This window comes from Streptomyces sp. SudanB25_2051, assembly GCF_964272635.1.
Lineage (GTDB): Bacteria > Actinomycetota > Actinomycetes > Streptomycetales > Streptomycetaceae > Streptomyces.
In genome coordinates, this window is sequence record NZ_OZ186787.1 from 684295 (window position 1) to 695162 (window position 10868).

The window sequence follows — 10868 nt, forward strand, 5'->3', positions numbered from 1 at the left end:
GCGCGGCGGGGAGGGCCGCGCGGGTCAGGAGGCGATCTGCAGGTCGCCCACGTCGCCGAAGGTGAGGCGGCAGGTGTCGGCGCGGTACGTGGCGACGGACACCGCCGCCGTACGGCCGCCGGACAGATAGCGGGTCGTGACGACCAGCACGGGCGCGCCGGGCAGGCGGTCCAGTTCCCTGGCGTCGTCCGCGCGGGCGGAGCCCAGTTCGACGGAGCGGTCCTGGCCCTCCAGCGGCAGCCGCTCCAGCTCGCGCAGGACGCCGCGCGCGAGGGCGGGGCCCGTCAGCGGGTCGGCGTCGGCGAGGCCGGGGACCGAGGCGGCGGGGACGTACAGCTGCTCGGCGGCGACGGCCTGGCCGTGCGTGGCGCGCAGTCGGCGCACCGCGTACACGGTGCCGGGCGCGTCGGCTGCCGTGGCGGCGGCGGTCTCCTCGCCGGTGTCCGTGTCGGCCGCCAGGAGGCGCACGACGGCGGCGGGCGGCGGCGTGAGGGCGCAGTCGACGGCCTGCCAGCTGTCGTCGCCGGAGCCGGGCCAGCGGTGCTGGGCGGTGGAGACGTCCACGCCGACGCGGGGCGGGGCGACGGTGGTGCCGACGCCGCGGCGGCGCTGGAGGCGGCCTTCCAGCTCCAGCTGTTCGAGGGCCTGGCGGAGCGTGGCGCGGGCGACGCCGAAGCGCGCCGCGAGCTCCCGCTCGTTGGGCAGGATCTCCCCGACTTGGAACTCGGAGTCGAGCGCCTCGCCGATCACGGTCTTCAAGTGCCAGTACTTCGGCTCCGGCACCGATTCCAGCTGCGTGGTCCCCACCCTGATCCTCCGCGATCGCCGTGTCCCGGACGAGTTTCCGTGCCTTTGTTTATTAAAGGTCCCTGCACTATCCCTGCGACCATAGGACGGGCCACCCCCTTGGTCAAGACCAATCCTCGCCGGGGCGGGCGGCGCACCGCGGGCGCCTGTCCGAGGCGCTGCCGAACTCCCGGCTACTGAAGGGTAATTGCCGCTGCCGCACCGCCCCTCGGTGCCGTAGCGCGAGGCGGGGGACACACGGCGGCCCGGTGGCGTGTCGCCGGGGCCGGGCCGGCGGCCGCCGATGGGGGCCGGCTTGTACGGGGTGCGGCCGGGCCGGGAGCCCGGCGGAGAGCGGGGGCGGGTGGCCGGAAAGCGGCTGCCGCCGCCGTGCCGGTCCCGCCCCGTGCGCCCGGTGTGCCGTTTCCGCAGGGGCCGGGCCGACGGGAGCGCCGGGGGCCGGGCAGGGCCTCGGGCGGCCGCCGCCGGGGATTGTCAGTGGCGGGTTCTACGGTCGGGACATGACGCGATCCGTACAGGCTTTCGCCTACGCACGCCCGTCCGCCCTGGGGAGTTCACCGTCCGGGCGGGCGCTCGGACTGGAGACCTCCGGCGGGCTGACGCCGGTGGGCGCCGAGGCCCATCCCCGGTTCTTCTCGGGGTTCCTGACGTCCCCTCTGGCCGCGGCGCGGGGGCTGCTCGCGGTGGCGGACGTCGCCGCCGCCCGCTACCACCAGCGGATGCGCCCGGGTTCGCTGGACCCGGTGGTGGCGGGGAACGGCGACCGGCTGCGGTTCGAGTCGTTCTCGGGGTGCAACGGCGTGTACGCGCGGCTGGACGTGCTGCGCGACGGGCTGGACGGGGCGGACACGGGGCACGGCACGACCAATGTGGACGTGAACAACCCGCTGCGGGAGGCGCTGTCCCGGCTGACCGGCGACGATCCGCTGCATCTGCGCGTGGGCCCGGACGAGCTGGCGGTGACCACGCTGGGCGGTTCGGTGGTGGAGAAGAAGGTCCCGCTGCCGGACCGGTGGCTGCGCGGGTTCGCCGAGGCGCAGGTGGCGTGCTCCGGTTTCGACCTGCGGGCCGAACTGCCGGCCGCCGAGGCGGTGCGGTTCCTGCGGTCGCTGCCGCGCGCCGCCGGCGCCGCCGGTCGGCCGCCGATGTGGGTCGTACCGGCGGGGCGGACGCTGCGGCCGACGACGCGGCCCGTCCCCGGCGCGGTGTGCCTCGCGGGCCCGGAGCGGCTGGTGGCGCTGCAGCGGGTGCTGCGGCACGCGACGGCGCTGCGCGTGTACGGGCCGGCCGCGCCCGCCGCCGGGGCGGGCGGTGCGGCGAGCGCCTGGGAGGTGGTGCTGCCGGGGATGCGGCTCACGCTGACGCTCTCGCCGGAGCCGTCGCGCGGGTTCTCCGGGGAGGGCGGTGTGCTGGAGGCCCTGGCCTCGCCGGACGCGGAGGCCGACGCGGAGCTGGTGTCGGTGCTGCTCGCCTGGGAGCCGCGCATCGACCCGGGTGAGCTGGCGGTGCGGGCGGGGCTGCCGGTGGAGCGGGTGCGGGCGGCGCTGACGCGGCTCGGCACGGCCGGGCGGGTGGGCTACGACGTGGCGGAGGCCGCGTACTTCCACCGGGAGCTGCCGTACGACGCGGAGCGCGCCGAGCGGCACAACCCGCGGCTGCTCGCGGCGCGCGAGCTGGTCGCCTCGGGGGCGGTCGAGCTGTCGGCGGCGGCGGGGCCGGGTGCCCTGGCGACCGTCGCGTCGGGTGAGCGCCGCTACCAGGTGCGCGAGACGGGCGGGGCGCTGACGTGCACCTGCCGCTGGTGGACGGACCACCGGGGCGGGCGCGGCCCCTGCAAGCACGCGCTGGCCGTGCGGATGGCGCGGCGTGAGGCGAAGGCCACGGGAGGGGTGCGATGAAGGACGTGCTGGAGGCCGTGCGGGAGGGCAGGCCGCACGATGTGCCGGAGCTGCTGTGGACGCTGGACGCGGCGGAACGCAGGGCGCTGTCGGCGGAGTTGAAGGCCCTGCGCGCGCAGCTGCGCGACTGGGGCTGGGACCGGTGGACCGAGCGGCGGCCCGTTCACCACGCGATCATGGTCGCGGGAGCGGGCTGCCTCACGGGCGCGGCGGCGGTCGCGTCGTGGATCGGCGCCCGGGATCTGCGGGACTTCGCGACGCCGCCGCACACGCTCCTGCTGGCGGTGCTGCGGCGGCGGGACCCGGCGTGGCTCGGGGACATCGCGCACCGGCTGGCGGGCCGTGCCGCGACGGCGCGGGAGGACTATCCGCTGATCCACGGGCTGGTGCAGCGTGCCGGCTGCCCGGTCCCGGTGACGGACGGCTATGTGCACGGCTGGCTGAACTCCGTCTCCTCCCGCAGGCGGCTGCCGGAGCTGTCCGCCGACCCGCAGACACCCGTGCTCGTGCCGCGCCTCTTCGAGACGGCCGAGCTCGACGGCGCGCTGCTCTGGGAAGAGGGCTGGGCGGCGGTCCTGGCCTCGCTCGCCGAGACGGACGTGGTGGAGCGGGACGTCCTGGTGAACTGCTCCGTGGCCCGGCTGCTGCGCGGCGGCAGACCGTCGGAGCTGCGGTTCGTGCTGGACCTGCTGCGGGCGCTGAAGCTCACGGCGCGGGAGGAGCGGGAGCGTACGGCCGACTGGGCGGGCCTCGCGGCGGACGCACCGTCGGCGGTGGCCGGGTACGCGCAGGAGGTGCTGGCGCGGCTCGCGGAGTCGGGCGGGCTGCCGGCGCGGCAGGTGGCGGAGGTGTCCTCCTCGGTGCTGTTCCGGCCGGAGAAGAAGCTCGTGCGGGCGCAGCTGGCCCTCGTCGGCAAGGTCCTGCGGCGCGACGCGGCTGCGGCCGGGGAGCTGCTGCCGGTGCTGGCCGAGGCGTTCGGGCACAGCGACACCGCGCTGCAGGAGCGGGCGCTGAAGCTGGTGGGCCGGCATCTGGGCTCGGTGGACGGCGAGACGCGCCGCGCGCTGGCGGAGAGCGCGGCCGCGCTGCTGAGCCCGGTCCACCGCGAGGCGGCGGCGGCCGTGTTCGGCGCGCTGCCGCAGGAGCCGGGCGGCGCCGGGGGGCCGTACGTGGAGCTGCTGCCGCCTCCGCCGGAGCCGCAGCGGGTCGCTCCGGCCGCCGGGACGCTGCCGGAGCTGGTCGAGGAGGTCGCCGTACTGCTGCGCTCCGCCGACCCGGACGGCGTGGACACGGAACGGGCGCTGGACGGGCTGACACGCGCCGCCCACCGGGACGTCGAGGCGTTGCGGGAGGCGCTCCTCCCGCTGCTGCCGGGACTGTGGTGGTACGACCACGCGCGGGCCGACACGAGGCACCTGCGGGGCGTGCCGCTGTTCGTCGCCGCCGTGGCGGGACGCATCGGGCGCGACGCGCTGCTGCGCGGCCTCCGGGACGTGGCCGGGCACGGCTGTGGGCACCGGCGGCTCGGGCGCGTACCGGTGGCGCGGGCGCAGGAGGCGGCGTTCCGGGCGGTGACGGACCCGCTGCCGTTCCTGCTCGCCACGCCGACGTGGCGGTCGGGCGCGCTGGACCCGGCCGAGCTGGTCGACCGGCTGGCGGCGTACCGGCGGCTCGGCGTACGCCCCGGGGAGTGCGACGCGGCGCAGGCGCTGCTCCGGGTGCGCCGCACGGGCCCCGGTGTGCGCGAGGCTGCCGAGGCCGCCGCCGCGCTGGGCACGGAGGAGGGCGACCGGCTTGCGGCCTGGCTGACGGAAGGCCGCGGGGCGTTCGCGCCCGGTACGCGCGCGGTGGCCGAGGTGCCGCGGCCCGTCTGGGTGGAGGACCGCACGCCGCTCCGCCGCCCGGTCGTGGCGACCGCGGAGAACCCGGTGCTCCAGCGGGAGTTCCCGCCCGCGTTCCGGGCGCTGGGGCGGCCCTGGACCGGGGAGGGCGCGAACTGCTACTGCCGGACCAGCGAGTCCCGTGAGGGCATCGCCGTACTGCCGCACGAGCGGGAGACACTCGCGGCTTGGCTGCTGCCGCTCGTGACGCGCTGCGCCGACGAGGACGAGCGGTACGGCGGGCAGGTCCTGCCGGCGCTCGCCGAGGCGGACGGCGAGGCGGGGCCCGCGGTGCACCTCGCGGTGGCCTGCGGGCTCGGCGCCCGGCACGCGGACGACCGGCTGGCGGCGGTGGACGCCCTGCTGGTGCTGGCCTCGCGCGGGGAGTTGGACGCGACGCGGCTCGGGGGCGACCTGGCGGAGCTGGTCGAGCTCGGCACGGTCAAGGTCAACCGGCTGGCGGACGCGCTGCGTACGACGGCGGAGACGGGCGCGTACGGCACGGTGTGGGCGGTCCTCGCGGGCGCCCTGCCGACGCTGCTCGCCGGTGAACCCCCGCGCGGGCTGGGCGCCGTACTCGCGGTGGCCGCCGACTGCGCCGAGCGGTGCGGGGCGGGGGCGTCCGGGCCGGGGTCCGCGTCCGGGGCGTCCGGGTCCGGGGCGTCGGCGCGGGAGGGCATGCCGGGGCTGGCGGAGCTCGCCGCGCGGCGCGGGTCCTCACAGCTGGTCGTCCAGGCCAGGAGGCTGGCCAAGGCGCTGGCCTGAGCCACCCGTTGGAGACGGGCCGGGCGCTGCGGGGCGCCGGGCTCCGCGGGTGGACGGCCGGCGCGTGCCGACCGCCTCGGAGTGCCCGGCGCCGTCCGGGCCGGAATTCCCGGGACGGCAATGCGTGTGCCCGGACCCGGGCGGGCGCCGACCGGCGTGGTCCCCGGCCCGCGTGAGCCTGGGCCGGTGGTCCCGGCTCGCGCGGGCCCGAACCGGCGTGGGCCGACTGGTGTGGACCCCAGGCGAGGCGGGCCCGGACCGGCTGGTCCCCGACCGGCGTCGGGCCGGGACCGGCGCGGGCCGGGACCCGGACCGGCTACTCCCCGACCGGCGTCGGGCCGGGACCGGCGTGGGCCGGTGAGGTCGCCGGCCGGCGTGGGACGGGCCCGGGTGGCCGTGCCGTGCCGGTCCGGACACACTGCAAAAATCAACCTTTTAGCCGCAGATGCATGCTTAACCAGTCAGTCACACATCGTTCGTGATCGCGCAACACCGCTGCGTCAAAGTGGTGCCATGACCCAGATGACCGAAGTGACCGTCACTTCCGCGAAGCGTACCCGCCGTCAGCACCACTGGCGGCGGGATCTCGTCGAGCTCGCGGCGCTCTTCACCGCCGTCGCCGTCGCGGACGCGATCGCGAACGCCATCGCGCACGGCCCCAACGGGCCGTACCTGCTCATCGTGTCCGCGGTGGTCCTGGTGGCCACCGCCGCGTTCCACACCTGGTGGGCACGCCGCCACAGCCATGCCCCGCCCACGCCCACACCCCCCGGAACCGCGCCCGCCCACGGGCACCCGGCCGGCCCGGAACACGCCTCCACCCACGGGCACCCGGCCGCCCCGGCGCCCTCACCGGCCCCCGGCCACGACGGCTCGACGGCGCCCGGCGGCGAGGCGGCGCCCGGCGGCGAGGCGGCGCCCGGCGGCGGCGCCGGGCACGGCCGGGCCGGAACCGTGCTGTGGCGGATGCGGACCACCGTGCGCGACGAACCGGGCAGCCTGGCCGCCCTGTGCGGGGCGCTCGCGCAGCTGCGGGTGGACATCCTCACGCTGCAGACGCACCCGCTGGCCGACGGGACCGTCGACGAGTTCCTGCTGCGCGCCCCCGCCACGCTCCAGCCCGCCGCGCTGACCCGGCAGACCGCCGCCGCGGGCGGTACGCGCACCTGGATCGAGCGGGCCGACGCCCACGACCTGGTCGACACGCCCACGCGGGTCCTGGGCATGGCCACCCGCACCGCCCTCGACGCCGCCGAACTGCCGCTGGCGCTGCGGCAGCTGCTGGGCCGCTGCACCATCCGCTCCGTCCCCGCCGTCTCCCCCGGAACCGGCCGCCGCAACGACCGCACCGCCCCGGTCGAGGGCGCCCTGGAGCAGAACGACACGGTGATGCTGCTGCGCGACCCGTACGGCGGGGTGCTCACGGTCGAGCGCCCCTACCTGCCGTTCACGCCCACCGAGTTCGCCCGCGCCCGCGCGCTGGTCGAGCTCGACGCGCGGCTCGGGCCCAGGGTGCCGCGCAGCCAGGACGTCCTGATCCTGCCGGAGGGCAACGAGATCACCGTCCGCCGCGCCGACCAGGACGACCTGCCGGCGGCGCGCGCCATGCACGACCGGTGCTCCGACCGGACGCTGGGGCTGCGCTACCACGGTCCCGTCGCCGACGCGGACCGCTATCTGAACCATCTGCTGAGCCCCCGCTTCGGCCGCACCCTCGCCGTGGAGACGGCTTCAGGGCGGCTGGTCGGTCTCGGGCACCTGCTGTGGGACGGCGACGAGACCGAGGTGGCCCTCCTCGTGGAGGACGCCTGGCAGCGGCGGGGCGTCGGCTCCGAGCTGCTGCGCCGGCTGGTGGGCCTCGCGCTCGACGCGGGCTGCGACAGCGTGTACGCCGTGACGCAGGCGTCCAACACGGGCATGGTCGCCGCCATGCGCGCCCTGCGGCTGCCGCTCGACTACCAGATCGAGGAGGGCACCCTCGTCATCACCGCGCGGCTGGAGACGCTGCGTGCCGAGCGGCGCGAGTCGGCCGAAAGGCGCGGCCGCCCCGTCCAACTCCCGCCCGCCGCCCCGCTCCCCCGGCACGCTCCCGGCACCGGCCGCGCCGGTCAGGGCACCCCTCACCGGCCGTAGCCGTCCCGGGTGCGGCCCTCGGGCGAAGGGTTTTGGCCAAAGTCGGCGCGCGGTGGGGCCGCGGCGCACCCGACCGCGCCGCGGCCCCACCGCGCGCCCGCGCGAGGCGCGCCCCGCCGCCCGCGGCGCCGTCCCCGGGCGCCCGGCGTCCGGCGCGCACGGCCGGGGGAGCGCTTCGCCACAGGTCGCGCCGACCTTCGCCGAGCGGTACGGCGGCGCCCCCGCCCGGTCCCGGCGCGACGACCCACCGGCCCCTTCCGCCACCACCGCATCGCACAGGAGGCCGGGGGCGCCGGCGGCGCGCTCGTTTGTCAGCCGACTGTGATCGAATGAGGTGACGCGGGCGCCGGGCGCGTACGAGGATGGTCGGCATGCCAGATACCCCCAGCAGCGCTCTCCCCCGCCAGGTCGCGGACGCCTTCGTGGCGGACCTCGTGGAACTCGACCCGGTCACCGGCACGTACCTGGGCGTGCGCGAGAGCTATGCGCTTCTGCCCGACTACTCCCCCGCCGGCCAGGAGGAACGCGCCGCCCTGGCCCGTGACACGCTCGTCCGGCTCGACGCGGCGGAGCGGCTGCCGGACGCCGGCAGCGACGCCGAGCGGCGCTGCGCGCGGCTCCTGCGGGAGCGGCTCACGGCCGAACTGGCCGTCCACGACGCCCAGGAGGGCCTGCGGACCGTCAGCAACCTCCGGTCGCCCGCGCACAGCGTCCGCATGGCGTTCACGGTGACGCCGACGGAGACCGACGAGGACTGGGCGGTCGTCGCGGAGCGGCTGCGGGCCGTGCCGGCCGCGCTCGACGGGTATCGCGAGTCCCTCGCGCTGGGCCTGAAGCGGGGGCTGACGGGCGGCCCGCGCGCCACGGCGACGTTCATCGACCAGCTCGGCAAGTGGGCGGGCGAGGGCGGCGGGCGCGGCTGGTTCGAGGAGTTCGCGGCAGGGGGCCCGTCCGCCCTGCGCGCGGAGCTGGACACGGCGGCGCACGGCGCGACGGCGGCCGTCGCGGAGCTGCGCGACTGGATGCGCGGCACCTACGCGCCGGCCGTCGCGGACGCGCCCGACACGGTGGGCCGCGAGCGGTACGCCCGCTGGTCGCGCTACCACAACGGCACCGACTTCGACCTGGACGAGGCGTACGCGTACGGCTGGGACGAGTACCACCGCCTCCTCGGCGAGATGCGGAAGGAGGCCGACCGGATCCTGCCCGGCGCCGGGCCGTGGGAGGCGCTGGCGCACCTCGACGAGCACGGCACGCACATCGAGGGCGTGGAGGAGACGCGCGCCTGGCTGCAGAACCTGATGGACGAGGCGATCGACGCCCTCGACGGGACGCACTTCGACCTCGCCGAGCGGGTGCGGCGCGTCGAGTCGCGGATCGCGCCGCCCGGCAGCGCCGCCGCCCCCTACTACACGGGCCCGTCCGAGGACTTCTCACGCCCCGGCCGGACCTGGCTGCCCGTCAACGGCGAGACCCGCTTCCCCGTGTACGACCTGGTGTCGACCTGGTACCACGAGGGCGTGCCCGGCCACCACCTCCAGCTGGCGCAGTGGGCGCACGTCGCGGACCGGCTGTCCCGGTTCCAGACGACGGTCGGCATGGTGAACGCCAACGCGGAGGGCTGGGCCCTGTACGCGGAGCGGCTCATGGACGAATTGGGCTTCCTGCCCGACCCGGAGCGGCGGCTCGGCTACCTGGAGGCGCAGATGATGCGTTCGTGCCGGGTGGTCGTGGACATCGGCATGCACCTGGGCCTGGAGATCCCGGCGCACTCGCCGTTCCGTCCCGGCGAGCGCTGGACGCCGGAGCTGGCGCAGGAGTTCTTCCAGCGGCACAGCAGCCGGCCGCCCGCGTACGTGGAGAGCGAGATGGTCCGGTATCTGTCGATGCCGGCCCAGGCCATCGGCTACAAGCTGGGCGAGCGGGCGTGGCTGCTGGGCCGGGAGAACGCCCGCAAGGCGCACGGGGCGGCCTTCGACGCGAAGAAGTGGCACATGGCCGCGCTCTCGCAGGGCCCGCTCGGCCTGGACGACCTGGTGGACGAGCTGTCCCGGCTGTGACCCCGCGGGCGGCCGCGCGCCGCCCCGGTCCGCAGCCGCGGGGAACCGCGGCCGTGAGGGACAGCCGCGGTGACCGACGGCGACCGCGGCCGGGGACAACCGCGGTCGCCGGCGGGCGGCGGCGGGCGGCGGGGCGTCAGCAGCCGCAGGCTCCGCCGGCCACCGGCGCGGTGAGGGGGTCGGCGTCCCGTCGGCGCGGGCCCTCCGACGTCTCGTACGGGAAGCCCTCGCGTGCCCAGTACTCGAAGCCGCCCCGCATCTCCTTGACGTGGTAGCCGAGTTGGGCGAGTGCGAGGGCGGCGCGGGTGGCGCCGTCGCAGCCGGGGCCCCAGCAGTACGTGACCACCGGGACGGCCTTATCGAGGAGCCGCGCTGCCTCCTCGGGGATCCGCGCGGTCGGCAGATGGACGGCGCCGGGGATGTGCCCCTGGTCCCACGCCTCGGTGGAGCGGGAGTCCACTACGGCGAAGCCGGGGCCGCCGCCGTCGGCGAGGGCCGCCGCCACGTCGGCCACGTCGGCGTGGAACGCCAGGCTCGCGGCGAAGTACGCGGCTGCCGCCGGGGGCGCCGCGGGCGGCACGCGCAGCACCGGGTTGGCGGCGGACGCGGGCACGGCCGAGCCGGGGGCCGGTTCCGTGGCGGGCGCGGCAGGCGCGGCGTGGACAGGGCCGGGGGCCGGTGCGGTGGCGGACGCGGCGTGGACAAGGCCGGGGGCCGGTGCGGTGGCGGGCGCGGCCGGGGCAGGGGCGGTCGGGTCGGTGATCTCCGTGGTGAGGTTCATACCAGGAAACTACGGTCGGCGGACGTTCCGATGAAGTGACGATCCCCGGCCATCTCCTTGTTCCGCCGTGGATTCCCCTGCTATTGCTGCTCCATGACGGGATTCTCACCGGACGCCACCGACTGGCGCATCCTCCAGCTCCTCCAGACCGACGGCCGGGTCAGCTTCGCCGACCTCGCCCGCGCCGTCGCGATGTCGGCGAGTGCCGTGACCGAACGGGTGCGCAGGCTCGAGGAGGCCGGGGTGATCACCGGATACGCGGCGGTGGTGGACCCCGAGGCGCTGGGCCTGTCCGTGCTCGCCTTCGTACGGCTGCGCTATCCGAACGGCAACTACAAGCCGTTCCACGACCTGCTGGAGGCGACGCCCGAGATCCTGGAGGCGCACCACGTCACCGGGGACGACTGCTTCGTCCTGAAGGTCGCCGCGCGGTCGATGCGGCACCTGGAGGAGGTGTCGGGGAAGATCGGCGCGCTGGGGTCGGTGACCACCAGCGTCGTGTACTCCTCGCCGCTGCCCCGCCGCCCGGTCGGCCGCTGACCCC

7 protein-coding genes are annotated in these 10868 nt (G+C 76.9%); 5 read left to right on the plus strand and 2 right to left on the minus strand.

Annotation, left to right across the window (positions count from 1 at the left end; translation table 11 throughout):
* Nucleotides 1-24: 24 nt before the first annotated feature.
* Entirely contained in the window at nt 25-807 is a 783-nt protein-coding gene (locus tag ACSUPT_RS03005; RefSeq protein ID WP_404143443.1) for a GntR family transcriptional regulator, read from the minus strand.
* A 500-nt stretch (nt 808-1307) separates the two neighbouring features.
* Here ACSUPT_RS03005 and ACSUPT_RS03010 point away from each other — a divergent pair, with 500 nt between their 5' ends.
* From ACSUPT_RS03010 to ACSUPT_RS03025, 4 genes are all read left to right on the plus strand, one after another.
* A complete protein-coding gene (locus ACSUPT_RS03010) occupies nt 1308-2705 on the plus strand; it encodes an SWIM zinc finger family protein (protein ID WP_436943415.1) in 1398 nt (465 codons plus the stop codon).
* Nucleotides 2702-5350, plus strand: a complete 2649-nt coding sequence (locus ACSUPT_RS03015; protein ID WP_436943416.1) for a DUF6493 family protein — start codon at nt 2702-2704, stop codon at nt 5348-5350. Before ACSUPT_RS03010 ends, ACSUPT_RS03015 begins: the two co-directional genes overlap by 4 nt.
* Nucleotides 5351-5863: 513 nt before the next feature.
* A complete protein-coding gene (locus ACSUPT_RS03020) occupies nt 5864-7483 on the plus strand; it encodes a GNAT family N-acetyltransferase (protein ID WP_436943417.1) in 1620 nt (539 codons plus the stop codon).
* Between the two features lie 371 nt (nt 7484-7854).
* A complete protein-coding gene (locus ACSUPT_RS03025) occupies nt 7855-9543 on the plus strand; it encodes a DUF885 domain-containing protein (RefSeq protein ID WP_351967231.1) in 1689 nt (562 codons plus the stop codon).
* A 136-nt stretch (nt 9544-9679) separates the two neighbouring features.
* On the opposite strand, the gene ACSUPT_RS03030 is transcribed toward ACSUPT_RS03025, so the two are convergent.
* A complete protein-coding gene (locus ACSUPT_RS03030) occupies nt 9680-10156 on the minus strand; it encodes a rhodanese-like domain-containing protein (protein WP_403506372.1) in 477 nt (158 codons plus the stop codon).
* A 261-nt stretch (nt 10157-10417) separates the two neighbouring features.
* Between ACSUPT_RS03030 and ACSUPT_RS03035 the strand changes: the two genes are divergently transcribed.
* Nucleotides 10418-10864, plus strand: a complete 447-nt coding sequence (locus tag ACSUPT_RS03035; RefSeq protein WP_351967232.1) for an Lrp/AsnC family transcriptional regulator — start codon at nt 10418-10420, stop codon at nt 10862-10864.
* The last annotated feature ends 4 nt before the right edge of the window (nt 10865-10868 follow it).

Bases quoted from the DNA above. Each gene is read 5' to 3' on its own strand.
- ACSUPT_RS03035 (WP_351967232.1), top strand. From the start codon at position 10,418: ATGACGGGATTCTCACCGGACGCCACCGACTGGCGCATCCTCCAGCTC.
- ACSUPT_RS03025 (WP_351967231.1), top strand. From the start codon at position 7,855: ATGCCAGATACCCCCAGCAGCGCTCTCCCCCGCCAGGTCGCGGACGCC.
- ACSUPT_RS03010 (WP_436943415.1), top strand. From the start codon at position 1,308: ATGACGCGATCCGTACAGGCTTTCGCCTACGCACGCCCGTCCGCCCTG.
- ACSUPT_RS03015 (WP_436943416.1), top strand. From the start codon at position 2,702: ATGAAGGACGTGCTGGAGGCCGTGCGGGAGGGCAGGCCGCACGATGTG.
- ACSUPT_RS03020 (WP_436943417.1), top strand. From the start codon at position 5,864: ATGACCCAGATGACCGAAGTGACCGTCACTTCCGCGAAGCGTACCCGC.